Origin of the sequence: Cloacibacillus porcorum, from assembly GCF_001701045.1 — a bacterium.
In the GTDB taxonomy this organism is placed as follows: Bacteria; Synergistota; Synergistia; order Synergistales; family Synergistaceae; genus Cloacibacillus; species Cloacibacillus porcorum.
Map to the genome: position 1 here is coordinate 1,223,033 of NZ_CP016757.1, position 24,971 is coordinate 1,248,003.

The following is a 24,971-nucleotide window of genomic DNA, read 5'->3' on the forward strand; positions in this document are numbered from 1 at the left end:
TACATATGACGAGAAGAAACCGCACACCTGAAGAGAACGAAAGAAGGAAAAGGATACGTGAACTGCTTCAGATTGCCGACATCGGGAGTATGCAGGATATTCAGGAGCTTTTCAAAGAGACAATAGCCGAGTTCATGGAAAACGGCCTTGAAGCAGAACTCGACGAAGAGCTCGGCTATTCCAAGTACGACTACAAAAACAAGAATACCGACAACAGCAGGAACGGGCACAGCTCCAAGACTCTGCGCACAAGCTGCGGCAGCGTTGAAGTCTCTGCACCCAGGGATAGGAAGGGCGAGTTTGAGCCACAGATACTCAAGAAGAACCAGACCAGCATAAGCCAGGATATCGAAGAGAAGATAATCTCCATGTACGCAAAAGGCATGAGCACGGATGACATATCAGACCACGTTCAGGACATATACGGCATAGCCGTATCTGACACGACGGTAAGCCGTATAACGGACAAGATACTTCCCCTGGCCAAGGAATGGCAGCAGCGACCACTTGAAACCATATACGCAGTAGTATTCCTTGACGCCATTCATTACCACGTCAGGAGTGAAGGCCAGATAGTCAAGAAGGCAGTCTACATCGCTCTGGCCATAGACCTTGACGGGCATAATGACGTGCTCGGTATGTGGGTAGGGGAGAACGAGAGCGCCAAATACTGGGCTTCCGTATTGAACAGCCTTAGAAACCGCGGAGTCGAAGACATACTTATCGCCTGCACAGACAACCTAAGAGGCTTCGACTCTGCTATAAACGCTGTATTCCCCAAGACGGAGATACAGAGCTGTGTCATACACCAGCTTCGCAATTCTGGGCGGTACGTTTCATATAAAGATATAAAAGAGCTCATGAAAGACTTGAAGGCCGTATATACCGCTCCAGACGAAGCATCCGCGCTGGAAGCTCTCGACGCCTTCGGTGAGAAATGGGACAAGAAATACGCCTATATAACCAAGTCCTGGAGGGAGAACTGGGCGAACCTCAGCACATACTTCAAGTACCCGTATGAGATAAGAAAGCTGATATACACGACAAATGCGATAGAGGGGTTCAACAGGCAGCTGCGAAAAGTTACCAAGTCCAAGTCCGTATTCCCGACAGATGACAGTCTGTTAAAAATGCTCTACCTGGCAATGATGGACATAACTAAGAAATGGACGGGGCGCCGCATAGACTGGGGACAGATACTCGCCCAGCTCTACGTATACTTCGAGGGCAGAATCCCGGAATAACCCCCTGGCAATAACTAAAAACAAGCCGGACGCCATTGACATCCGGCTATGGTGAAGCTATGTTTTACGTACAGAGCAGAGCCAAATCGCACGATTGAAACGCGCAGGGGCATTAGTCTCGAACTACAGACTTAGGATGTTTACACAGAATTAGGGACTGCCCACAATTTTAATATCTTTCGTCTGCTCTGTATCTTTTGAATCTTCCAGTTAGCCATAGAATGTCACTTCATTCTCATCGCTGATACTATCCTTCTCGAAAAGAAGCTAATAAATAGTACCGGAGGCGTGCAGTGTAAAGCGACTCTAAAATCTTCATCAGTGAAATAGAATCTTTCATGAGCTAGTACTTCCCCCTTAACGGTACTTTTTGCTAGAATAAAATTAAGCAATGTGTACTTTATCGGTATATTCGAAAAGATACATCCTTGCACCTTGCGTATTGTTGCCAATAGTTATTCAGCATATCAGCCAGTCATCTTAGTCTTACTTTTACTAATACAGAGCTGAACATTTTTTCGCGGCACAGAATTTCAAACGGGAATGTTAGGCCAATTTCACGATAGAATCTGCGTATTCTTCGAAACATTATGATTCGTGCTAACGGGGCGATGCTACGCTCCATTTTCAAGTAGCCAAGATAGCCGTTTTTATGTAAACCTTTCAGATCTATGAAGAAAAATCTTTTTGCCTTTTCGCAGTTTCTAACAACAAAATTACCCCAGTTGAAGTCATAAAAAAAGAGGCCACATGATATGATTGTGCTCATTAGATTGTCTATCTCATCTTTGATATCTGTGATGTTACCACCAGAATGCAAATATTTTATAAGTGGCTGCGCGGGGAGACCGTCATCATCGTTTTTAACAAGGCCGCAGACAAGTCCTGCCCCTTTATTGGTATCGGTAAGACTATCTTCATAGTCAACGATAAATTCTTTAAGAAAGGGGTATACGAGTTTCGCTATTTTTATTTCTCTTTCAAGCTCTGGAAGATTAGACTGTTTTTTCACAACTTTAACACATTTATTTTGATCGCATGGCTGTAGATAACAATCTCGTACACTACCACTACCGATTAATTCTTTTAGATATAACATAAAACAAGACCTCCTTATAAAGTAGCAATATATATGTCAATGTCTTTGATATATGGCACGGGGAAAAATTCTTTATCGTTTCAGACATACACAATCAAAACATTTACATACTTTTATCTTTGTTTTGTTCAAATAAATACGATAATATTAAACTTTTTCATAAAAATAGTATATATATTAAAAGTAAACCTCCAATATCTCATATCAACTTTTTATTTTAATACGTTTTCCAATAAAACGAAAGCCTCTCTAACAAAAGTACAAATTTCTCTGCCTTTTGACAAAGATGTAGCAATGTACTGTCCCATTCGTTATAACGAAAGTAGTATGTGGCGTATGGAAACCTACGTAGTATCATTACGTGTTTTTATGGCAACGTTTTGTAAGAAGATTGAAAAGCTCCCTTTGTACCGCAATATATTCAAACTCACGTGGTATAGGTTACAGGATGCTTTGTGCTGAATATTAATTTGATAATTTCTTAGACTATGTGTTATAGCTTTCTATTGTATATTCAGTTGTTTCATTTTTCTCGCTGGTACTATTTCTCCTGAAAAGAAGCTTAAGCATATATTGTCCTGTAGGAAATGCTTAACTATTATGGCATGGGATGATGTTAGCCGTTAAAGAACAATCATTATCTGTCTACGCAGATGTGGCGTTAATCAACTTTATAGTGTCTGTTGTGGCAAGTGTGGCTGGTCACTTCATTTGCAAATGGCTAGACAGGCATTCAGGCGACAGCTAGCCAGCAAAAAGATACCCCGGATCTGGCCATCCGGGGTATTTGTGTTCATGACGCTAATCACCTTGGTTAGCTATATTGTAGCACATCACGTTGCGCCGTCAAGGCGGTCTTCCGTTGCAATACTTAGTGGAACATATTATGATATTCTAACAGAAGATACTTCTGGAATGAGGGCGAAAGAGATGCGTTATGCTGAATATGATGAAAAATATGGCTGTATTCCCCTTCGTAATATAGATAAAGAAATAGAAAATATCGAACGCGAGATGGCAAGAGTAAAGGCTGAACATGACAAGTGGTTCAAAAAACTTCCTTTCGAAAAACAGCAAGCCTTAGAGAGAATGAGCTGGTGGGACAATGTCTGGGATAACGTCATAGTAATCGGCGTTCTCTTTGGGCCTCCTGTCGTGTTTTTCCTTATGAATTAAAACTACGCAAGGGATTGACCGCTAAAAGGGGCCGACCCGCCGTCAGCCCCTTTTACTTATTTATTTTGGAACTACCAGCTTTCCCCGGTTGTCCTCAAAGGTCTTTTTGCATTTCTGGTTTCTGCAGAGCCAGAAGTAGCCGCGCGTTCCCTTTATGCGCACGCTCAGATGGCCGCAGATGGGGCAGACGGCAGTTTTCTGGGGTTTGCCGCGTTCGTTGGAGAGTATCAGGCCGCAGTCGCTGCAGGCCCAGAATTTATTTTTCTTGTCTCTGCCGATGCGCAGCAGCATGCGGTTTCCCTGGCATCCGGGGCATTGGGTTCCCTGCGGCTCCTCTCTTTGAGGCGACGCGGGGATGTATTCTCTGGCGGTTTTTTTGCGCTGTTCGGTCATTTTTTTGACGGTATCCGATATTTCGCCGATGAAGGAGTCGATATCCCTTTCACCTCTCTGGATGTCGCGCAGGGCCGCCTCCCAGAGCGCCGTCATGTCGGGATTGCGCAGCATGTCGTCGATCTCCGCGATGAGTTTGCGCCCCTTAGGCGTCGAGATGAGCGCCTTTTTATCTTTGACGATGAACTGCCGCTGCTGAAGCGTCTCAATGATCTTTGCCTGCGTGGCGGCCGTTCCGATACCGGAGGTCTCTTTGAGGATTTTCTTTACCTCCGGGTCTCCGACATAAAGGTGAATGTGGTTCATGGCGTCAAGTAGCGTAGATTCCGTAAAACGTTTAGGCGGCGTGGTCTTTCTCTCCGAGATCATCAGCTCGCGGATGCCGACCGGCTCGCCGGTCACGGCGTCGGGGATCCTGGTCTCCGGCTCCCTTTCGTCCTCTTCGCCGTCCCTCTCTTTGCCGTACAGCAGGTGCCAGCCCTCTTTGGTGCATTGACGGCTCGTGGCTTTGAAAAATTCTTCTTCGATGTCGTATTCGATCGAGACGACGGCGAACTCCTGCGGAGGGAGGAACTGGGCCGCGTACCGTCTTGCTATGAGGTCGAAGATGAGCTGTTCCTCTTCGCTTAAATTCCGCGGTATTTCGCCTGTGGGGACGATAGCGAAGTGTTCTTCGATTTTGCCGGTGTTCCATGCCGCCGATTTGAGGGCCGCGTCAAAGTTATAGGTCTCGTACTCCGGGCTGCTCTTTTTTATCACGCCGAGAACGCGCGCCCTGTTTTCGTAGAGCGATTCCGGGAGATATTGGCAGTCGGAGCGCGGATAGGTGGTATATTTCAGTTCGTAGAGGCGCTGTGCGATCTTCAGCGTATCGGCGGGGGAGATGTCGTATTTTTTCGCCGCCTCGCTTTGCAGCGTAGGCAGGGAGTGCGGCAGCGGAGGCTGCGCCAGCGAGCTCTTTTTCTCAAAGTTAGAGACGCGGCCTACCTTGCCGGCGAGCTTTTTTTCAAGCTTGGAGATGGCCCCGCGGTCGACGACGCGCCCCTCTTCGTCGAGCCCCTCCTGGTCTTCTTTCGGCTTCCAGGAGGCGGTAAATTCCCCGTTTTTGATGACGCTGCGTGCCTTGACGTCGTAGAAGGGTTTGGAGATGAAATTTTCTATCAGCAGGTCGCGGTTTACCACGAGCGCAAGCGTGGGCGTCTGAACCCTGCCGACGGAGATGATCTCGCCCCTGCCTCTTTCGGTGGTGCAGGTAAAGAGCCTTGTAAGGTTGAAGCCGAATATCCAGTCTGCCCGATGACGCGCCTCCGCCGAGCTTGAAAGGTTTTTGTATTCCAGGTTGGGACGCATCTCATTTATCGCCGCCCGTATTGCGGAGGCGTTCAGATCGGTTATGAGCAGACGCTTTACCTCGCCTTTGAATTTGAAATATTGGAGTATTTCGTCTACGAGCAGCTGCCCCTCTCTGTCGGCGTCGCCGGCGTGGACGACGCTCTCGGCCTCTTTGAGCAGTCTGCCGATGTTTGCCAGCAGATCTTTTTTCTCCTGATCCGGAAGTTTCGGCCATTCCCGCGGAATTATCGGCAGCGGCGCGACGCGCCATCTTTTATATTCGGCGTCGATCATATCCGGCGTGCGCATCGTTAAAATATGTCCGGCCGACCAGCAGACGGTGTCTCCGTTATCCATTGTCACAGACAGTCTGTCACGTGATTTTATCTTACCAGGATGAGCCTCGATGATGGCCTTTGCCAGCGAGGCTTTTTCTGCGATGAAGAGTCTCATGTTCTTCCTCCGTTCTTTTGTCCTATTTTATAATATATATGGGAGGTATGCGCTCAATATTTAACGCCTATTTTTCAGACAAACTTCAATATTTCCCGCGGCCCAGGGGTATCTCTTTCAGTTCATTTATCCTCGCGGCAGCCGTGAAGGTATAGAGCGTTAACAGCGCCAGGCGGAAACAAACAGCGGCAGCGGTACAGGCCGCTGCCGTCTTATAAAGCTATGTCCGCGCCGCCGGAGAGGCGGTGTTTACCGGGAAGGGGACGACTGCAGTTTTAAGCGGTGAACCCCATACGTTTTGATAATTCTTCGGCGACCCGGCATAGTTCGGGTTTCACCTGATCGGAGATGAAATCGTCCGTCATTTTTTCCACGGAGGAGAAGCAGCTTGTGGCGGCGACTATCTTGCCGAAGGAATCGCGGACCGGATAGGCGATGCAGCGCAGCCCTAACTCGCACTCTTCGTTGTCCGTCGCGTAGCCCTTTTCTTTTACATCCGCTATCTCACGGTCCAGCAATTCCCGCGTGGTGATGGTGTTGTCCGTGAGTTTTGCCAGGCCCTTTTCCTTGATGAGACTATCCAGCTCGTCTTTGGAGAACTCCGTCAGGAACAGCTTGCCGGAGCTGGTCGTGTGCATCGGCGTCTGTTTGCCGATCCTTTGCAGGCTGAAGTCCATCCGGCCCGGTTCGTAAACGCAGTCCAGGTAGATACATTCCATATTATGCTGAACAGAGAGAGAGGCCCCCACGGAAAGTTTAGTCGACAGGCCGCTGATCATCTCGCCGGCAAGGCTTCTTATGGTGACGCGCGAACGCAGCATGTCCGCCACGCCGCAAATTTTAAGCGTTAAGGCGTACCGCCCCAAATGTTCCTCCTGGTAGCAATATCCTTCCTGAATGAGGCCGTTCAAATGCCTAAGCGCGGTGGCCTGGGATATTTTCAGCCTTTTGGAAAGGTCCAGCAGGCGCAGCGGCGCTCCCGCCTCCGCCATAACGGAGATCAGCTGCAGGAACTTTGAGAGGGACTGGTTAGTCGGTTTGTCCTTTGTCTGTTCAGTTTTTAGGGCCGAGTGTCTGATGATAAAAACCTCTCAATCTGAAATCGCATCCATAAATTTATCAGTATTATATCACGTTTGTAATATCGTTGTTATTTATTGCAATTACAATATGGATTTTAACTATCACTGTTGTATAAATAGCGTTAATAGTCCGGTATTAACGCTATTCGTACTGAAGTGTTTCAAATATTGGAACTACAATGATATTACTGATTCCGGTATAATTCCTTAAAGCGCTTGACGGCGGCCTGCGCCGCGTTTGCGACGGCACCGACGTCGGAGAGGAAGTAGACCAGGGAATATCCCCTGTCGTAGAGGGCCGCCGCGGCGTCGATATTCGGCGCGATCGTGGCGAGGAATTTGCCCTTTTCCTTTACAACGCATTCAACTTTATGGATGGCCTCCTGCACCTCCGGGGCCTTTGGGTTAAAGAAATGTCCCATTGAGGTCGACAGGTCCGAGGGGCCGATGAAGATCCCGTCCAGGCCGTCGACGGAGGCTATTTTGTCTATATTTTCCACACCCTCGGGCGTTTCAATCGCGGTCATCACTATAATGTCCCTATTTGCGGCCGCGAAATATTCCTGCTTCTTCATTCCGTAGCAGGTCGCGCGCTGGCTGCTGGCCAGCCCGCGTATCCCCTGCAGCGGGTATTTACAGCATTTGACGGCGTATTCCGCCTCTTCGGCGGTGGAGACATAGGGTACGTGGACGCCGTGCGCACCGCAGTCAAGGATCTGCTTTATCAGCACGGCGTCGTTCCAGGGAGCCCGTACCATCGCGAAGCAGTCGTTGGCCTTAATTGCCTGCAGCACCGAGACCAGGCTCTCCAGCGTGTAGGGTGCATGTTCCATATCCGGGACGATCACCTCGAATCCGGCTTCCGCCAGTATCTCAGCGCTCATATTGCTTGTCAGCTGCGCCCATGCGGCGCTTATTTTTTCACATTTACGCAGACGTTCCGCCACTGTAGACATAATTTAATCCCTCTCTCATATAGATGTAGATGATCAGCGCTGATAGTTATAGGCGTTGATGTAGTCGTGATTTAATTTAATTCCCAATCCGGGAATGTCCAAAAGTTTAAGTTCCCCAGCCTTTGCCACGGGAGCGAGCTCAAAGGCGCCCGCCCACCAATCGGGGATGTTTTCCAACAGCCCGCCCGTGGGGGAGGCCGCCATTACATGCGCGCTCACCTCCATCAGCACATGCGCCGTAACGGGCACGCGGAAGGCGCCGGCCAGGGAGCAGACCTCGATGAATTCGGTGACGCCGCCGCAGCGCATAAGGTCCGGGTTAATTATATCCGCTCCCCGCAGACGCAGCAGTTCAAAGATTTCGCGGGTTGTGAAGAGGCATTCTCCCGAACATATCCGCATCGAGGTGCTCTGAACGAGCTCCGCGTTGCCCTTGTAGTCCTGGCAGTGCAGAGGCTCCTCCAGGTAATTTATACCCAGCCTCTGCAGTTCGGGGATGATCTCCAAGGCCAGCTTAACGTTCCAGCCCTGGTTTACGTCGACCATGATCTCAAAATCATCTCCGACCGCCTCACGCAGGGCGGTCAGGCGTGATATATCTTTTTCCCAGTCGGGGAATCCTAATTTGAGCTTGTACTTTGTATAACCTTCGCGTTTAAATTCAAGCGCCTCTTCGATCATCTCTTCCAGCGGCACCAGCCAGCCGCCGCTGCCGTAGACGGGCAGGATGTCTGTCTTCGCGCCAAGCAGCTGGTACAGCGGCTTGCCGGCCTCCTGAGCCAGCAGGTCCCACAGCGCGGTGTCTACGACGGCATAGGCCGACATCGGCAGTCCGGTCTGGCCGCAGCCGCCCATCGTGCCCTGTGCCTGCTGCCAGTATTTCCGAATATATGTGGAGTCTTTGCCGACTAAATTTCGGCAGTAGCCCTCAACGAGGATTTTCATCGCTTCTGCCTGGTCGGGGTTAAAGGTATAGGCCATGCCTACGCCGGTAAATTCTCCGGTGTCGAGCTCCAAAAACACATGCTCGATATATTCCAGGGCATATACCGCGTTCGGCAGCGGCTTGCTCAGCTTTTTCGATACGTGATGGACCTTATAGCCTCGTATGATCAATTCCTTGACCTCCTTGTTTTTATATAGTAGGTTTTTATCCGGTTTGAGAACGCTACCGGCTGATGAGGAACAGGGAAAGCTGAGGAAAAGCGCATATCACGAACAGCGTTACCAGCATCGCGATAAGATATGGCGCTACATTCTTTAGCAGCGGCATCAGCTTGACTTTCGCGATATCGCTGATGACGAAGAGGCAGAGCCCGAACGGCGGAGTCACCATGCCGATGGCCAGGTTGGTGATCATCATCACGCCAAAATGGTAGGGGGTTATCCCAAAGGCCAGGGCCGCCGGCAGCAGCAGGGGGGTCAGGATTATCACAGAGGCGCTGATTTCCATGAACATTCCCATTATTATCCATATGATATTGACGATGACCAGATACAGCGTCTTGTTGGCGACGACACTCATCATCAGCGCCGTGATCTTTGTCGGTATCTGCTCTCTCGTAAGCAGCATGGCGAAGACCGCCGCGCAGGATATTATCAGCAGCACGCCCGCCGCGGCGACGGCAGACTCGATGAATATCTTTGCCATATCGGCAAGCTTCAATTCCTTGTATACCAAACCGCCGACTATCAGTCCGTAGACGACGGCGACGCAGGCCGCCTCGGTGGCGGTGAATATTCCTCCGTAGATACCGCCGAGGATTATAACCGGCATCATTAGAGCTGGCAGCGCGTCAAAAAAGGCGCGCGCCTTTTCCCGCATCGAGTAGCGTCTCCCGTCCGTGCCATAACCGTTGCGCCCGCAGACGAAGTACGCCACCACCATCAGCGCCGCGCCGAACAAAATTCCGGGGATCATACCTGCCATGAAGGCGTCGCCGACGGAGACGCTGGCGGCGATACAGAAGAGTATCATCGGGACGCTCGGCGGAATGATTATGCCGATGCTGGAACCGCTGGCGACGGTCGCCGCGGCAAAATTTTTGTCATATCCCTTGTTCAGCATGCCGGGGATGAGCACCGCGCCGACAGCCGCGCAGACGGCGGCGCAGGAGCCGCAGATCGCCGCGAAAAACATGGAGGCGAGTATCGCGACCAGCGCCAATCCCCCTTTAAGACGGCCCAGAACCGTTGTGGCAAAGGTGATCATACGGTCGGAGATGCCTCCGCTGGCCATCAGGTTACCCGCCAGTATAAAGAAGGGCAGGGCGAGGTAGGGAAAGGAGTTGATCCCCTGGAACATGCGCTGGCAGACTATTACCATATTTGAGCTGCCGTTGAGCAGCATCGCCAGCGCCGACGCGCCTCCCAGCGCGAACGGAACGGGAACCCCGACTATAAAGAAGGCGAGAAGCAGCCCGGCCGCTAAAGATCCCATACTAATCATTTTACCAGCCCCCATCTTTCAAAACTTGCGGCGAACCAATTAAGCAGCATCAAAACTACGCTGACGGGAATGATCATATAGACGATCCACATCGGCAGTCCTGTGCCGGGGGCCGTCTGCATCATTCCCAAGCTGACAAATCTATTGCAGGCTGACAGCACGATCAACAGGAACATCAGCGACAGTATCTGTGCCACTTCGACGATAATTTTTTTAGAGATGCCGTGCAATAGCTCGGGGACGGCGTCGACGCAGGTCAGCTTCCATTTCTTCCCTCTCACCAGAAGGGAACCGGAGAAGTACGCCACGCTGATCATCATGAACCGGGATATCTCTTCCAGCATGGAAGTTTTAAAATTCAGAAAGGGCAGGCGCGACAGTATCTGCAAGGTGACGGCCGCGACCAGGATGATCATGAATATCAGTAACAAATATTCGATTACACGGTTGATTTTATCTATAAACAGCACGTAGTTTTTCAATTTTACGATCCCCTTCTATTTATCAGGCCCGGCAGATGACCTGGGAAGAATTTCCGCGATCATTTGCCGGGCCTCTGTTCGTTGCTTAATACTCTTTTTTGAGTATCCGATCTATTTTGTTGCCATAGACTTTGCTGTATTTCTTATAAAGGGGTTTGACCGCGTCGCGGAAGGCCTGCAGATTTATTTTATTCACCTTCACGCCGGCCTTTTCCAGGAACTTCAAGTCCTCGGCCGTTCTGTCGTCCAGATGCTTTCCGCTGGCGCGGGCCGCTTTCTCAACGCCCTCTTTGACGATCGCCAGCTGCTTGGGCGTAAGCTTCGAGGCTACCGCGTTGCTTACGGGCAGAATGTAGAGGCTGAAGGTGTGTCCTGTCAGGGACATGTACTTCTGCACTTCGTAGAAGCTGTTTGATTTGATCGCGGTGATCGGGTTTTCCTGTCCGTCGATGACGCCGGTCTGCAGGGCGCTGAAGACCTCGCCGACGTTCATGGAGACGACGTTCGCCCCCAGCAGCTCCCAGGTCTCGACCGGAAGGTTTGCCACCATCGTGCGGATGGTCAGCCCTTTAACGTCGGCCGGTACGGTGACGGGGCGGACGTTGTTCGTCAGCATTCTAGCTCCGAGCGCGGCCGCGCCGTAGGGCTCCATGCCCAGCGCGCGGATCTGCTTCTTCATGGGCTCGCAGATATCGCTGTTCCAAATGGCGGAGGCGGCGTCAAAGTTTTCTATGATAAAAGGAATGTCAAAGAGCCCCGTTTCACTGCACCAGTTCTGGAAGACGGAGATGGTGATCAGCGCCATGTCTATCGTACCGGCCTGCAGCCCTTCAACATAGTCCGTTTCGCCGCCGAGGGACGAAGAGGGGTAGATGTCGATCTTTATCTCGCCGTTTGATTTCTTTTCAACATAATTCTTCACGTCGCGGGCGATGTCCTGCGCGATCGAATTTTCGGACATAACATGGGCGAAGCTAAGGGTTACCGGCTTTGCCGCGCAGAATGCCGGTTTGCACACGCCCAAAATACCGACGCAGGCTATGGACATTATCATCAGAGCCGCCGCGAATGATTTTTTACTGCTTTTACTCATTTTTACCACTCCCTATTTAGATGTAAACTAATCGATCTACGGATTAGAATTGCCGCCTCCAAAAAGATTCCGATACCGCTTCATGTCAATCGCCGGCAAAAGAAGCTAAGTCAAAGATATCCCTCCCGCCTTTCAAATCATTGTTGGGACGAGCGCCGGAGGCCCGGCCGCGTCAGGATACGAATGAGACCATAAGATCTCCGATGTTGTCGCTGAATACCGCGTGATAATTCTCACCGGGGGCGATGGGATGCATGAGGCATATCGAACCCGTCATTATTACTTCGCCCTCATAGAGGCCGACTCCGAACTGCGCCAGTTTATTTGCGAGCCACGCGACGGACATGATGGGCGTCCCTAACACGGTCGCGCAGCAGGCGCTGTCGATCAGGCTCCCATTCTTCTCCAAATAGACGCCGATGCTCTTTAGATTAAGATTTTCTATGGGAGTGAGCTTGCTTCCGAGGACGATCTTCCCGCAGGCGGCGTTGTCGCATACGCTTTCTTCTATAGTCTTGGAGAGCGGGTACATACGGCGTTCCACTATCTCAAAGGCCGGCAGGATCCCCTCCACCGCGTGATACGCCTTCGCTACGGTGACGCCGGGGCCGATCAGGTCACGGCGCATGACAAAGGCCAGCTCGACTTCAATGACCGGATGGACCATCAGCGACGCGATACTGATGGGGTCTCCCTCGGGGATGATGTTATGGTCGAAGATATGTCCGTAGTCCGGCTCAAGGATTCCGCGCTGCTTTTGAACCTCTTTATTGGTCAGTCCGACCTTTTTGCCGACGATTTTCCAGCCAGAGGCGAGCTTATTTTCCGCCGCGGCCATCTGGACGGCATATGCCTCTTCTAGTGTAAGGTCCGGGAATTCGTCGTGAATGGGAGCGATCGGCTGTTTGGTAGTTTCGGCCTTAAAAAGCCGCTCTGCGATATCCTTGATCCTTGCCGTTCTCAAGGTAGATTGTTTCTCACACATACTTATCACACTCTCTCTTATATTATTGATTCGAGGAACCTTCTTGTGAAAATACCGTTTTACACTAAAAATATAACCTAATTCCGCTCTTTGCCAAATATATCACGATAATATTAAAAACGCAATATTATCAAAATTTAATTTTATATATCCTGAAAAATATCTATTTTTGATATTTAATTATCATTTTTGATATTGACTTTTTATAATTGAGAATATAATATCTGCGTTGCAGAGAGCAGTATCAATGTTTATTAAGGGGGAGAAATAATGTCGGAAGTAAAAAAGATGAAATATTTTGCTGGCGGAGAATGGCTTGATACCCGGACAGGGAACTATTCTCCTGTTTTTAATTCGAGTACCGGAGAGGTCATGGCCGAAATTCCTAATTGTTCCGCCGATGAGGTGGCCCACGCTATAGAGTGCGCAAAAAAGGCTTTCCCGATGTGGCGCGACACGCCGGTCATGAAGAGAACACAGGTCCTATATAAGTTCCGTGAGCTGCTGATGGCCCATTTTGACGAACTGACAGAGCTGTGCGCCCGCGAACACGGGAAGAACTGGACGGAATCGGCCGGCGACATAGCGAAGGTAAAAGAGCCGGTTGAGTTTGCCTGCGGGGTTCCCTCTCTTATGGTGGGCGAATCCCTGATGAACACTTCAAAGGGTTATGACACCGTCACATACAGGGAGCCGCTGGGAGTATTCGCCGGTATCTCTCCCTTTAACTTTCCCGGAATGATCCCTATGGGATGGATGGTCCCCATTTGCATAGCGACCGGCAATACGATCGTCGTCAAAGCGGCCTCCAAGACGCCGCTTACCGCTATCCGCTGCGCCGAACTGTGGCAGGAGGCCGGGCTTCCCGACGGCGTTCTCAACATCGTCACCTGTACGAGGCACGAATCGGAGCAGTTCCTCACGCATCCCGATATCAAGGGCATCTGCTTTGTCGGCACATCTTCCGTCGGAAAGCATATATATGGGATAGCCGCTTCGCACGGCAAACGGGTGCAGGCGCAGACCGAGGCCAAAAACCATGCGCTGGTGATGGCGGACGCCGACCTTGAACGGACCGCCAGGAGCATCATCAACTCCGCCTTCGGCTGCGCCGGTGAAAGATGTATGGCGCTTCCCGTGGTATGTGTTCAGGAGAGCGTCGCGGACAAACTGGTGGAACTGGTCGTAAAATTCGCGAAAGAATTAAAGATTGGCCCCGCCTACGATAAAACGACGGACCTCGGTCCGCTGGTGGACGCCGCGCATAAGGCCCGTGTCTCCGGCTGGATAGATAAAGGCGTCGAAGAGGGCGCGACGCTTGTGCTTGACGGCAGAAACGTTGTGGTCCCCGGATATGAGAACGGTTTTTACCTCGGCCCCACCATCTTCGATAACGTAACGCCGGGGATGTCGATCGGAGACGAAGAGATATTCGGCCCCGTCCTCTGTATAAAGCGCGTCAAGAATTTCGAAGAGGGGCTCGCCGTCATGAACGGCAACCAATTCGCCAACGGTTCGGTGATTTACACGCAGAGCGGCTATTATGCGCGCGAATTCGCCTATAGGACCGACGGCGGCCAGGTTGGCGTCAACGTCGGTATCCCCGTGCCGGTGGGGATATTCGCCTTCAGCGGACATAAGGAAAGTTTCTACGGCGATCTGCACTGTCTCGGCAAAGACGGCGTGCGTTTCTTCACCGAGGTGAAGGCGGTCACGACGCATTGGTTCGATGCTGAGGAGAGGCCCTCCGGCAAGGTGGATACCTGGGAGGGCTCGGTCGGGGGAAGTATGTAAAAAGTCAATAAAATTTAATAGATGGTAAAAAGCTGATGGGTGGACGCTGGAGATTATCCAGGCGTACATCCATTAGCTTTTTCGTCCGCCAGCCTTTCTATAGTCCTCCATGCCGGTCCGTATCTTTTTCCCGCCGCCTATGTTAGAGTAAATGTGTTATATGATAGGAAGCGGAATTTGTAATTGCTGTGTGGAGGAAGACGATGGCGAAGGTATTATGTTTTGGTTCCATGAATATCGATTATACATATAAGGTACGCCATTTTGTAAAAAAGGGAGAGACCATCTCCGCCGATTCCTTACGCATATTCAGCGGCGGGAAGGGGCTGAACCAGGCGATTGCTCTCTCAAGGGCGGGGGCGGAGTCCTGCCTCGCCGGCTGTATCGGCGAAGACGGCCTGTTCCTGCTGAAAGAGCTGGAGGCCGCGGGCGTCGATACCGGATACGTTCGTGTGCTGGGAGATGTGCGGACTGGCAGCGCGGTCATTCAAAACGACGCGGAGGGCGATAACTGCATCATCCTGTACGGCGGCGCGAACCGCGCCGTGACGCGGGAGCAGGCGGATATCGTCCTGGCCGGTTTCCAACGCGGCGACTGCCTTGTCCTGCAAAACGAGATAAACGAGATTCCATACATCATCCGCCGGGCGCATGAAAGAGGGATGTGGGTGGTGCTGAACCCTTCGCCGATGGAGGTCTCGGTTCTGGACTTCCCCCTGGAATATGTGGACTGCTTTATGCTGAACCGCGTAGAATCGGCGCAGCTGCTGGGAATTGAGAACGAACCGCGCGCGGCGGAGGCGGAGCTTATGGCGGCACTGGGTGAAAAATTCCCAGCAGCGGAGATCATCTTGACGCTGGGTGAGGAGGGCTCCGCCTATATTGGCTGCGGCGAGACGGTGCGCCAGCGCCCCTATCATATAAAAACGGTCGACACGACCGCCGCCGGAGACACCTTCACGGGGTTCTTCATCGGCGGCAGGATGAGAGGGCTTTCCGTATCGGAGGCGATGGATCTGGCCTCCAAAGCGGCGGCGCTGAGCGTAACCAAACCGGGGGCCTCTCCCTCAATCCCCACTCTGGCGGAGGTCACGGAGTATTTTTCGTAAATACAGCGCGGTTCACTGCCATAAAATCATTCCCACGATGTTATTTATCGGCGGCTCGGCCCTATATCGGTCGGGCCGCCGCTATGCGTATTTGCCGTTATATAGTTTAAATACAGCAAAACCTCGCTCTAAAGTCCGTGAATATCACATTAAACGACAACCATAATTTTACCCTCTGTATTTAATCAAAATGTTTCCAATAAGGCTTTGCTATGTTATGCTACCTTATAGGGAGTAGATATTGAAAGGGAGCGGTCTTTTGACAGACGGCGTCTTTAGAAGAGGGGGATAAAATGGGAGGACTTTGGGATCTGATAACGGCGAATCCGGTGATTTTCTGGCTGATCGTCGCGGTTGTGGCCGGGATTTTTGAGGCGGCGACGGTCGGGCTTGTCTCAATATGGTTTTCGATCGGCGCGCTGGTGACGATGCTGCCCGCCGCCTTTGGCATCGGTTTCAATTTTCAGATCATAGTATTTATCGCCGCCAGCGTCGTTGCGATGATCTTCACGCGCCCGTTTTTGAAAAACATCCTGCACGTGGAAAAGACTCCGACGAACGCCGACCTGGTGATCGGGCAGAAGGGGGTCGTCGTCTCGCCGGTAGACAATATCCTGGAAAAAGGACGCGTTCTGGCGAACGGCCTTGAATGGGCGGCGCGCAGCGCTGACGGGACGAAGCTCGATAAGGGGGCAGTCGTCCTTGTCAAAGAATTGCGCGGCGTAAAGCTGATCGTGGAAAAGGTTTCTGATAAAGAGGAGGAAAATTAAATGCTTTCAACGATATTTCTGACATTCATCGTATTTGTGCTGATAATGATCGTCATGGCCAACGTCCGCATCGTGCCGCAGGGCAGCGTCTACGTTGTGGAACGGCTTGGGACCTACCTCTGCACCTGGGGCGCGGGGCTGCATGTCAAACTGCCCTTTGTGGACCGTATCGCGAATAAGGTCTCGATCAAGGAGCAGGTGGTGGATTTTGTGCCGCAGTCGGTCATCACCAAGGATAATGTTACGATGCAGATAGACACGGTGGTATTCTTCCAGGTGACGGACGCCAAGATGCTTACCTACGGTGTGGAATATCCGCTCTCGGCGATAGAGAACCTCACCGCGACCACGCTGAGAAACATAATCGGCTCTCTGGAACTCGACCACACCCTGACCTCAAGAGACCAAATAAACTCCACCATTACGGAGACGCTTGACAAGGCCACCGATAAATGGGGCATCAAGGTCAACCGGGTGGAGGTCAAAAACATCGTGCCGCCGCAGGAGATCATGGCGGCGATGGAACGCCAGATGAAGGCCGAACGTGAGAAACGTGAATCGATACTGCTCGCAGAGGGAGAAAAGCAGAGCAAAATCCTCATCGCCGAGGGTGAAAAAGAGTCGGCGATACTGCGCGCCGACGCCGTCAAAGAGCAGAAGATACGCGAGGCGGCCGGCGAAGCGGAGGCTATCCTCGCAGTACAGCGTGCGGTAGCAGACAGTATCAAAATGCTCAACGAATCGGCCCCCTCCAAAGAGGTGGTGGCCCTCAAGAGCCTGGAAGCCTTCGGCAAGGCCGCAGACGGACAGGCGACAAAGATCATCATCCCCTCGGAGATACAGGGACTCGCGGGGCTTGCCGCCTCGCTCAAAGAGCTGGTCAAAGAAGACCCCAAAGAGGCAAAGTAAGGCGGGCGAAATTATTTTTTAGATATAAAGGAATCCGATCTCGGCGGCCCTCTGTTTAGCGGCTGCCGAGAATTTTTTATTTAAAAATGTAACTATTTCAGTCATCGGTATTTCTACCGTTCTTTTCCTAAATAAAATGGCTATGCTTTGTGTAGTATTCGTGGTATGCAAATATAGGAAAATTTCTCGTTAAAGTATTCATTTGGGGGATACTTGAGGAGTTTTGTGTGTGCCCGCGGAGGCTGTTCAGTTTTTTAGTACAAATAACTTTAATGGGGGAATATCTTCATGAAGACCGGACGTTCTTTATCCGTTCTGTTGGTTGCTTTTGCCTTGCTGTTGTCTTTTTCTGTCTGTGGGTTTGCGGCGGGGGAGGGTGATTTATTGATTTCAGATGCAGACGGTCTCCGGGCCTTTGCGAAGGAAGTCAATGAAAATCAAAATTCATACGAGGGCAAAGTTGTTAAGCTCACGGCCGATATTGATTTGGCAAACGAGCCGTGGACGCCAGTGGGGAGCAATAGCGGTTCCTTTAAGGGAACATTTGATGGGCAAGGATATGCTATAACTGGTATGTACGTGGACGCTCCTTTTAATAATAGGGCTGGTTTTTTTGGTCTGATAGATAACGCCGTTGTAAAGAATCTCACGGTATCTGGCGATATAAAAGCATCAGCAAACAACATTGGTATTATTGTAGGAAATGTCTCGTGGGATGGTGGCAGCAGGATTGAAAATTGCAGAGCAGTTGGTTCGATATTAAATGAAGCAACTGGCAACAACATTAACATCGGCGGGATCATAGGAACTTCTCAAGCTGGTGGTGCGGAAATATACATAATAAATTGCATTTCGGAAGTGAACATTACAACTGGCAATTTAAAGTGTGGTGGAATTGTAGGTTTCTCTGAAAATACTTATATACTTAATTCCTACAGTTCTGGACAAATTAAAATTAATGTTGAAGCAGGGGCAAGGAATGCTGGTTATGGTGGAATTGCAGGTTACGCAAACGATAATGTACAGGTAATTAACTGTGTGTCGTCTGTGAAATTTGACACAGAAACAGATTACGTGGGCGGTATAGTGGGAAACTGTAACAAGAAGATCTCTATATTTAATTGCGTTTCTGGTTCCGAAGTTGAAGGCCGGAATAATCTTGGCGGTATATCTGGCAATCAGCAAAACGTGGACTGTTCAATAAGAAATTGCGCAGTAGTTGGTAATGTCAAGTCAGTCACAGGCGGAAGATATCCGGATGTGGGTGCTATATCAGGAAATGATGCCGGTGCGATAGCTAATTGTGGCTGGCTAAAGAGTGTGGCAGCGAAAGCTGTAGGTGGGGGGGATACTAGCAACCAAGGCACGGATATCTCAAATTTTAGTGATTTGTCTAACGTAGTCTGCGCCTACACCGTGGACCCTGCCTCCCTCTCATTTAATAGGGAAGCAGGCATAGCTAATCCTCTCTTTCGTACCTGGCCCGGCAATGATCCATCGGCGGTCTTAAATTGGAGCTCCAGCGATGTTCCCGGCGTCACCTTAACGCAGGATGGTGATAATAACACCGTAATCTCGGCGACGAAAAAGGGCGTATTCAATGTCGGTGCCTCCCTGACACTCACCGCCACAAAGTTTGGGAAAAGCGACGTCTTACCTTTGCGTTTGGCCGGCGATACCGCCGACACTTCCTCCAATCCGTTATTGGCCCCGGCGCTTTCCGCCGCCGTCAGGGTCACGAGCGACATTACACGCGTAAAATCAATAAAGATAACAAACGCTCCGCAGTCGCTGAAAGAGGGTGAGGCCTTTAATCTCATCTGCGAAGTGCTGCCGGAGGACGCTACAAATAAAGATCTCGTCTGGAGCAGCAGCAATAATAAGGTGGCGGCGGTCACGGGGCAGAGTGGGGAGATCACGGCGCTTTTGGCGGGTGAGACGGTGATAACCGTGGAGGCGAGGGACGGCAGCGGCATACGCGATCAGTTTACCCTCACGGTGAAAAAAGATTATCTCTCCAACCCGAAGCCGGAACGGCCGGCGGTGAAGACCGATACGGCGGCGCTCTCCAAGCCTGAATACTACGGAGAGAGCGAAATAGAGGAATTGGCGAAGGCCATCAGCATGGATAAGAGCCTGTTGACGGCCAAGGAGGACGGCAGCGTAATTTTGCGCCAGGATGTTGTCGGCGGGGCGCTCGAATCTGTGAAAAAAGAGAACCCCGGCCTTTACTACGAGAGCGTGATGCCGGTGCCTCTCATCAAGGCGGCCTGCGGTTCAGCCGAGAGCGGCCGGATTATCGCCTTTGGTTTTACGGTGAGCGGGGATAACTTCGGCAAGGCGGACAGCGCGCGGGATATTAAGGTGATGAAGGTGCTTCCGGACGGCAGGGGCGTGCTTTTCAAGGCCATCGGCGAAGAACGCGAGATCGAAGACCGCAGCTGTGCCCTTTATAAGGACGGCGAAATATACAGCGGTCCGGTGATGCCGGAAGAGAATTATGTCCTGACTCTCTTTATAAAAGACGGCGGGGAGTTCGACCTTGACGGCGCGGAAAATGGCTCTGTCATAGACCCGCTGGTGGTGCTGAAGGCGAAGGAGGCCCCCGCGCGTGAGAGTTCGTCTGGCGGCGGCTGCAGCGCCGGGTTTGGCGGAGCCGCGCTTCTCGCGCTAGCGGCGCTGCCGGTACTGCTGCGCGGACGGCGCCGGAGGTAATTTGAGAAGATAATAACAGCCCGCGGCCTGATGACAGATGCCGCGGGCGTTTTTGTATTTTTTAAGTTATCTCCTGCCGAGCGCTTTCTCGATCAGGTCGCCCGCGACGTTTACGATATCCTTCGGCGTGCCGAAGGGCGGGGCGTAGCAGAGTTCGATGCGCGTCAGGTCGTGCGCTGTTGCGCGCATACGGATGGCCGTTGCCATCACGTCGCAGCGTTTGTCCACGCCGTCCAGTCCGGTAAGCTGTGCGCCCAGTATCCTCCCCGTGCCTTTTTCAAAGACCACCTTCATGAATATCTCCTCGGCTCCGGGGTAATAACCGGCGTGCGAGGGGTATTCGAGGCTTACGCTGCCGCAGTCTATGTTGTGGCGGCGCGCCTTCTCCTCATTGATACCAGTGCAGGCCGCCGTCATGCCGAATATTTTCAGGATGCCGCTGCCCTGCGCGCCGTCGTAACGGCTGTCGCCGCCGAGGATATTTTCCGCCGCGACGCGCCCCTGCCTGCTGGCGGGGCCGGCGAGCGGGACAAAATCCGCTTCGCCGGTGACGAAGTTTGTCACCTGTACGGCGTCGCCGACGGCGTAGATGTTGGGATCGGAGGTGCGCATACCCGCGTCGGTGATTATCGAGCCTTTTTTGTTCATCTCCAGCCCCGCCGCCTGCGCGAGGCCGGTGTCAGGGCGCACGCCCGCGGCGAGGATCACCATGTCGGCGCTCCTTCTCTCAGGACACATCTGCACCGCGAGACCTCCCTCATCGTCGATGCGCCTTACCTGGCAGCCTATCTGTACGCCGACGCCGTTGTTTTCGATATGGCGCTGGACGCGCGCCGCCACATCCGTGTCGAAGGGGGCCATCAGCTTGTTGCCCATCTCGACTATGAATGTGTCTATATCCCTTTTTTTGAGGTTCTCGGCGCACTCCAGGCCGATATAGCCGCCGCCGATGACGACGGCCTTTTTTACGCCGCGCTCGGTTATCCAGCTCTTAATAGCCTTTGCGTCGCCGAGGCTTCTGAGGGTGAATACTCCCGGCAGCGCCGCCCCCGGGAACGGCGCGCGGTAGGGTTCCGCGCCGGTGGCGATCAGCAGCTTGTCATAGCTCTCAGTGTACCGTTTTCCGTGAGACTCGACGGTTACGTTCTTATTTTTACGGTCTATCGCGGTGACGCGGCTCTCCACCCGTACCTCCGCGCCATGTCTTTCTTTGAACTCCTCCGGTGTGAAGGGAGTCAGAGAGGAGGCGTCCTTTATTTCATCGCCGATGAAATATGGAAGGCCTCAGGTTCCCAATGAAATGAAGGGCCCCTTCTCAAACATCACCACCCTGGCTTCCTTTGACAGTGAACCGATACGCGCGGCGGCTGTGGCTCCTCCGGCCACGCCCCCGATGATCACAATTTTCATATACTACCGCCTCCGCCGCCGCGCCATGACGCGCGGCGCAAGATATAAACAATGTAGCCGATCTCCGCCCATTTTAGTGTGCCTCCCGCGTTACGCAACTGAAAAAGGAGGGATATGGGTGCGTGAAAACACGTAACGGCGGCAAATACCCGCCGGCTCTGAATCAGCGTCAGCTCCAAACTCTCTTACCGCATAATAGCATACGGCGCCGCCAAAGCGTATGACCGGTTTTGCCGGTCGTTACAAATATCTCTGCGATGTCCTGTCGGGCATTTTTGTGAATAACATCTTTATTGCCGCTATCTGCCAATATATTCAAGGATGGGGTTAACAAAAATAAAATCTTATTATATAATGTCCAGACATTAATCATCGTCCGTGGTCCCTGACGGATAATTGTGGAGCACCACAGTGGGATCACGGTGATATAGAGCCGACCGTCTGGGCAGCATTCCTTTTCGATGCTGCCCTTTTTCGTGTTTTACATGAAAAAGGGCGCAGGGAAGGAATGTTTTTATTATGAACGGGAGGAAAGCTGTATGAGAGAGGAATGGCAGGGTTTTCGCGAGGGGAGATGGCTGGAGGCCGTCGATGTGAGGGATTTTATCCAAACAAATTACCGGCCTTATGAGGAGGGCGCGGAGTTTCTCTGCGGCCCGACGGAGCGCACGGAAGCCCTCATGAAAAAACTTGAACATCTTTTTGACCTTGAACGGCAGTTTGGCGGCGTGCTGGATATCGATACGCAGACGGTGACCTCGCTGACAAATTACCGCGCCGGGTATCTGGACAAGGAGCGGGAGATCATCGTCGGCCTGCAGACAGACAGGCCGCTGCGCCGCGGCGTCAACCCCTTCGGCGGCATCGCGATGACGCGCAAGGCCTGCGAAGCCTACGGCTATTCGCTGTCGGACAAGGTGGAGAGGGAGTTTCAATACCGCACGACACATAACGACGGCGTATTTCGTGTCTATTCCGATGAGATCAAGACAGCGCGTCACTGCGGCATTATTACGGGACTGCCCGATTCTTACGGGCGCGGGCGCATCATCGGCGATTACCGCCGCGTCGCGCTTTACGGCGTGGACCGCCTTATAGAAGAAAAGAGGAGAGACAAGGCGCGCATCGCGGCTGCGGGCGTGATGCTGCAGGATAACATCCGGCTGCTTGAGGAGCTTTATCAGCAGATAAATTTCCTCGGCAAGCTCAAGGAGATGGCCTCCCTTTACGGCTTCGACATCTCCCAACCGGCGGCGAACGCCCGCGAGGCCGTACAGTGGCTCTATTTCGCCTATCTCGGCGCGATCAAGGAGCAGAACGGCGCGGCGATGTCCATCGGGCGCGTTTCGACCTTCCTCGATATTTATTTCGAGCGTGACCTGGCGCGGGGACGGCTTGACGAGCGCGGCGCGCAGGAGATAATGGATGATTTTGTGATGAAGCTGCGCATGGCGCGTCATCTGCGTACGCCGGAGTATAACGAGCTCTTTGCGGGCGATCCGATGTGGATAACGGAGGCCCTTGGCGGCGTGGGCGAGGACGGACGTACGCTGGTTACAAAAAATACCTACCGTATGCTCAACACCCTCTATAATCTGGGGCCGTCCGCCGAACCGAATCTCACGGTGTTGTGGTCGGAGGCGCTGCCGGAGGCCTTTAAACGCTTCGCGGCGAAGGTCTCCTGCGATACCGACGCGATACAGTACGAGAACGACGACCTCATGAGGCCGGTCTACGGCGACGATTACGCGATCGCCTGCTGTGTCTCGGCGATGCGGGTGGGTAAGGAGATGCAGTTCTTCGGCGCGCGCGCCAATCTCGTGAAGCTGATGCTGATGAGCCTCAACGGCGGGCGCGACGAGAAGAGCGGCGAGCAGGTCGGCCCCGCGCACGCGCCGTATGAGGGAGAGATCCTTGAATATGACAAGGTGCTGGCGCTGATGGATCTTTACCGCCCGTGGCTTGCCGGGACCTATGTTTCGGCGATGAATATGATCCACTATATGCACGACAAATATGCCTACGAAAAGACGCAGATGGCGCTGCACGACACCGAGGTGCACCGCTATATGGCCTTTGGCGCGGCGGGACTCTCCGTGCTTGCCGATTCGCTGTCGGCGATAAAGTACGCGAAGGTGCGTGCGGTACGCGGCGAAGACGGGCTTATCACCGATTTTATCACCGAGGGCGATTACCCTGCCTTTGGCAACGACGACGACCGGGTCGACGCCATCGCGCGCGAACAGATAGAGCTGTTTCTCAACGAGCTGAAAAAGAACCCAGCCTACCGTGGGGCGGAACACACGCTGTCGATCCTCACGATAACCTCGAATGTAGTCTACGGAAAAAAGACCGGCTCGACGCCTGACGGGCGCATGGCCGGCGAGCCGTTTGCGCCGGGTGCGAACCCGATGCACAACCGCGAGAAGAACGGGGCGCTGGCCTCGTTGAACTCCGTCGCCAAGCTGTCTTACGCGGCCTGCCGTGACGGCATCTCCAACACCTTCTCGATCATCCCCGAGGCGCTGGGCCATTCTCAGGATGAACGGCTCGGCAACATGGTATCGGTGCTTGACGGTTATTTCGCGCAGGGAGCGCACCACCTCAACGTCAACGTGCTGAACCGCGAGACGCTCTGCGAGGCGATGAAATATCCGGAGAAATATCCGAACCTCACGATCCGCGTCTCCGGCTATGCCGTGAACTTCCATAAACTCTCGCGCGCGCAGCAGCGTGAGGTGGTCTCGCGCACCTTCCACGGCGTCATGTAGGATGAAGGGGCGCGTCTGCGGTTTTCAGAGCATGGGAGCGGTCGACGGTCCCGGCCTGCGCTGCGTGGTATTCGCGCAGGGGTGTCCGCTGCGCTGCGCTTACTGCCATAATCCGGAGAGCTGGGCGGCGGACGGCGGATATGCGGTCTCCGTGGATGAGCTGGCCGCGAAGATCGAACGGCTGCGCCCCTACATTATCAAAAATGGCGGCGTCACGCTCTCCGGAGGCGAGCCTCTTATGCAGCCGGATTTTGCGGCGGCGCTGTTTCGTGAGCTGAAGGCGCGCGGCTGTCACACGGCGCTTGACACCTCGGGGGCCTGCGGAACGCGCGGCGCGGCGGAGGTGCTGCGCTGTACCGACCTTGTGATCTGCGACATAAAATTCACGACGGAGGAGGACTACGCCAGATACTGCGGCGGCTCGCTCGCGCCGGTGATGGAGTTCCTCGCGCTGACGGCGGAGATGAAAAAACCGCTGTGGCTGCGGCAGGTGATCGTGCCCGAGATAAACGACGGGGCGGCGGAGGCGGCGCGCCTTGGCGAACTGGCGCGCGGCTTCGCCAATCTGGAGCGCCTCGAACTGCTGCCCTTCAGAAAAATATGCGCCGCGAAGTACGAAAAACTGGGTATCGCCTTTCCGTTGAAGGATTATCCCGAATGTCCAACGGAGCGGATCGCGGAGCTGCAGAGGGCAGCCGGTATCCGGCGGCCATAAATATCTTATGCCGAGGCCCCGCCTATCGGCAATA

General features: G+C 52.8%; 20 protein-coding genes and 1 riboswitch. Of the genes, 9 read left to right on the forward strand and 11 right to left on the reverse strand.

Annotated features, from left to right (window positions below):
* The first annotated feature begins 5 nt into the window (after positions 1-5).
* Positions 6-1,244, forward strand: a complete 1,239-nt coding sequence (locus BED41_RS05540; RefSeq protein ID WP_066743889.1) for an IS256 family transposase — start codon at positions 6-8, stop codon at positions 1,242-1,244.
* A gap of 475 nt (positions 1,245-1,719) precedes the next feature.
* Here BED41_RS05540 and BED41_RS05545 read toward each other — a convergent pair whose 3' ends face one another.
* Positions 1,720-2,343 (reverse strand): YrbL family protein, encoded by a 624-nt coding sequence (locus BED41_RS05545; protein ID WP_066743891.1) that lies wholly within the window; start codon positions 2,341-2,343, stop codon positions 1,720-1,722.
* Between the two features lie 795 nt (positions 2,344-3,138).
* Here BED41_RS05545 and BED41_RS05550 point away from each other — a divergent pair.
* Complete coding sequence (locus tag BED41_RS05550) at positions 3,139-3,519, forward strand: hypothetical protein (RefSeq protein ID WP_157102271.1); 381 nt, start codon at positions 3,139-3,141, stop codon at positions 3,517-3,519.
* Between the two features lie 60 nt (positions 3,520-3,579).
* Here the strand turns inward: BED41_RS05550 and BED41_RS05555 are convergent, their stop codons facing one another.
* The 8 genes from BED41_RS05555 to BED41_RS05590 all read right to left on the reverse strand — a co-directional run bounded on the left by BED41_RS05555 (position 3,580) and on the right by BED41_RS05590 (position 12,744).
* Complete coding sequence (locus tag BED41_RS05555; RefSeq protein WP_066743897.1) at positions 3,580-5,697, reverse strand: DNA topoisomerase 3; 2,118 nt, start codon at positions 5,695-5,697, stop codon at positions 3,580-3,582.
* A 275-nt stretch (positions 5,698-5,972) separates the two neighbouring features.
* The gene (locus tag BED41_RS05560; protein ID WP_320801761.1) at positions 5,973-6,779 is read right to left on the reverse strand and encodes an IclR family transcriptional regulator; all 807 of its coding nucleotides are present in this window, start codon (positions 6,777-6,779) and stop codon (positions 5,973-5,975) included.
* 185 nt (positions 6,780-6,964) lie between these two features.
* The gene (locus BED41_RS05565) at positions 6,965-7,735 is read right to left on the reverse strand and encodes an HpcH/HpaI aldolase family protein (protein ID WP_066743901.1); all 771 of its coding nucleotides are present in this window, start codon (positions 7,733-7,735) and stop codon (positions 6,965-6,967) included.
* Between the two features lie 33 nt (positions 7,736-7,768).
* A complete protein-coding gene (locus BED41_RS05570) occupies positions 7,769-8,851 on the reverse strand; it encodes a mandelate racemase/muconate lactonizing enzyme family protein (protein ID WP_066743903.1) in 1,083 nt (360 codons plus the stop codon).
* Positions 8,852-8,903: 52 nt separating this feature from the next.
* Positions 8,904-10,184: a TRAP transporter large permease gene (locus BED41_RS05575; RefSeq protein WP_229712403.1), complete on the reverse strand. Its 1,281-nt coding sequence runs from the start codon at positions 10,182-10,184 to the stop codon at positions 8,904-8,906.
* Complete coding sequence (locus BED41_RS05580; protein WP_066743907.1) at positions 10,181-10,666, reverse strand: TRAP transporter small permease; 486 nt, start codon at positions 10,664-10,666, stop codon at positions 10,181-10,183. Before BED41_RS05580 ends, BED41_RS05575 begins: the two co-directional genes overlap by 4 nt.
* Positions 10,667-10,751: 85 nt before the next feature.
* Positions 10,752-11,759 carry a TRAP transporter substrate-binding protein gene (locus BED41_RS05585; protein WP_066743910.1) on the reverse strand — a complete coding sequence of 336 codons (1,008 nt, stop codon included), beginning with the start codon at positions 11,757-11,759 and terminating at the stop codon, positions 10,752-10,754.
* Between the two features lie 172 nt (positions 11,760-11,931).
* Positions 11,932-12,744, reverse strand: coding sequence for a 2-keto-4-pentenoate hydratase (locus BED41_RS05590; RefSeq protein ID WP_066743912.1), 813 nt, complete (start codon positions 12,742-12,744; stop codon positions 11,932-11,934).
* A 270-nt stretch (positions 12,745-13,014) separates the two neighbouring features.
* On the opposite strand from BED41_RS05590, the gene BED41_RS05595 reads away from it, so the two are divergent.
* From BED41_RS05595 to BED41_RS16615, 5 genes are all read left to right on the forward strand, one after another.
* On the forward strand, positions 13,015-14,538 hold the full coding sequence (locus tag BED41_RS05595; protein ID WP_066743914.1) for a CoA-acylating methylmalonate-semialdehyde dehydrogenase: 1,524 nt from the start codon (positions 13,015-13,017) through the stop codon (positions 14,536-14,538).
* Between the two features lie 203 nt (positions 14,539-14,741).
* The gene (locus BED41_RS05600) at positions 14,742-15,647 is read left to right on the forward strand and encodes a ribokinase (RefSeq protein WP_066743916.1); all 906 of its coding nucleotides are present in this window, start codon (positions 14,742-14,744) and stop codon (positions 15,645-15,647) included.
* A 293-nt stretch (positions 15,648-15,940) separates the two neighbouring features.
* On the forward strand, positions 15,941-16,417 hold the full coding sequence (locus tag BED41_RS05605; protein ID WP_066743917.1) for an NfeD family protein: 477 nt from the start codon (positions 15,941-15,943) through the stop codon (positions 16,415-16,417).
* The gene (locus BED41_RS05610) at positions 16,418-17,326 is read left to right on the forward strand and encodes an SPFH domain-containing protein (protein ID WP_066743918.1); all 909 of its coding nucleotides are present in this window, start codon (positions 16,418-16,420) and stop codon (positions 17,324-17,326) included. It abuts the gene before it with no gap.
* Between the two features lie 1,389 nt (positions 17,327-18,715).
* Positions 18,716-20,041, forward strand: coding sequence for an Ig-like domain-containing protein (locus BED41_RS16615; protein ID WP_168160234.1), 1,326 nt, complete (start codon positions 18,716-18,718; stop codon positions 20,039-20,041).
* Between the two features lie 66 nt (positions 20,042-20,107).
* Here BED41_RS16615 and BED41_RS05620 read toward each other — a convergent pair whose 3' ends face one another.
* Both BED41_RS05620 and BED41_RS16105 read right to left on the reverse strand, forming a co-directional pair.
* The gene (locus BED41_RS05620; RefSeq protein WP_333543843.1) at positions 20,108-21,310 is read right to left on the reverse strand and encodes an FAD-dependent oxidoreductase; all 1,203 of its coding nucleotides are present in this window, start codon (positions 21,308-21,310) and stop codon (positions 20,108-20,110) included.
* A 15-nt stretch (positions 21,311-21,325) separates the two neighbouring features.
* The gene (locus BED41_RS16105) at positions 21,326-21,451 is read right to left on the reverse strand and encodes an FAD-dependent pyridine nucleotide-disulfide oxidoreductase (protein WP_084002275.1); all 126 of its coding nucleotides are present in this window, start codon (positions 21,449-21,451) and stop codon (positions 21,326-21,328) included.
* A gap of 373 nt (positions 21,452-21,824) precedes the next feature.
* A riboswitch (ZMP/ZTP riboswitch) is annotated at positions 21,825-21,905 on the forward strand.
* 85 nt (positions 21,906-21,990) lie between these two features.
* On the opposite strand from BED41_RS16105, the gene pflB reads away from it, so the two are divergent.
* Together pflB and pflA are read left to right on the forward strand one after the other, a co-directional pair.
* Positions 21,991-24,222, forward strand: coding sequence for a formate C-acetyltransferase (gene pflB, locus BED41_RS05625; protein WP_066749006.1), 2,232 nt, complete (start codon positions 21,991-21,993; stop codon positions 24,220-24,222).
* A gap of 1 nt (position 24,223) precedes the next feature.
* Positions 24,224-24,937 (forward strand): pyruvate formate-lyase-activating protein, encoded by a 714-nt coding sequence (pflA, locus tag BED41_RS05630; RefSeq protein ID WP_066743922.1) that lies wholly within the window; start codon positions 24,224-24,226, stop codon positions 24,935-24,937.
* The last annotated feature ends 34 nt before the right edge of the window (positions 24,938-24,971 follow it).

What these genes read in the sequence shown, in the direction of transcription:
- BED41_RS05540 (WP_066743889.1), top strand. Translation starts at nt 6, where the DNA reads ATGACGAGAAGAAACCGCACACCTGAAGAGAACGAAAGAAGGAAAAGG.
- BED41_RS05545 (WP_066743891.1), bottom strand. Translation starts at nt 2,343, where the DNA reads ATGTTATATCTAAAAGAATTAATCGGTAGTGGTAGTGTACGAGATTGT.
- BED41_RS05550 (WP_157102271.1), top strand. Translation starts at nt 3,139, where the DNA reads ATGACGCTAATCACCTTGGTTAGCTATATTGTAGCACATCACGTTGCG.
- BED41_RS05555 (WP_066743897.1), bottom strand. Translation starts at nt 5,697, where the DNA reads ATGAGACTCTTCATCGCAGAAAAAGCCTCGCTGGCAAAGGCCATCATC.
- BED41_RS05565 (WP_066743901.1), bottom strand. Translation starts at nt 7,735, where the DNA reads ATGTCTACAGTGGCGGAACGTCTGCGTAAATGTGAAAAAATAAGCGCC.
- BED41_RS05575 (WP_229712403.1), bottom strand. Translation starts at nt 10,184, where the DNA reads ATGATTAGTATGGGATCTTTAGCGGCCGGGCTGCTTCTCGCCTTCTTT.
- BED41_RS05585 (WP_066743910.1), bottom strand. Translation starts at nt 11,759, where the DNA reads ATGAGTAAAAGCAGTAAAAAATCATTCGCGGCGGCTCTGATGATAATG.
- BED41_RS05590 (WP_066743912.1), bottom strand. Translation starts at nt 12,744, where the DNA reads ATGTGTGAGAAACAATCTACCTTGAGAACGGCAAGGATCAAGGATATC.
- BED41_RS05595 (WP_066743914.1), top strand. Translation starts at nt 13,015, where the DNA reads ATGTCGGAAGTAAAAAAGATGAAATATTTTGCTGGCGGAGAATGGCTT.
- BED41_RS05600 (WP_066743916.1), top strand. Translation starts at nt 14,742, where the DNA reads ATGGCGAAGGTATTATGTTTTGGTTCCATGAATATCGATTATACATAT.
- BED41_RS05605 (WP_066743917.1), top strand. Translation starts at nt 15,941, where the DNA reads ATGGGAGGACTTTGGGATCTGATAACGGCGAATCCGGTGATTTTCTGG.
- BED41_RS05610 (WP_066743918.1), top strand. Translation starts at nt 16,418, where the DNA reads ATGCTTTCAACGATATTTCTGACATTCATCGTATTTGTGCTGATAATG.
- BED41_RS16105 (WP_084002275.1), bottom strand. Translation starts at nt 21,451, where the DNA reads ATGAAAATTGTGATCATCGGGGGCGTGGCCGGAGGAGCCACAGCCGCC.
- pflB (WP_066749006.1), top strand. Translation starts at nt 21,991, where the DNA reads ATGAGAGAGGAATGGCAGGGTTTTCGCGAGGGGAGATGGCTGGAGGCC.
- pflA (WP_066743922.1), top strand. Translation starts at nt 24,224, where the DNA reads ATGAAGGGGCGCGTCTGCGGTTTTCAGAGCATGGGAGCGGTCGACGGT.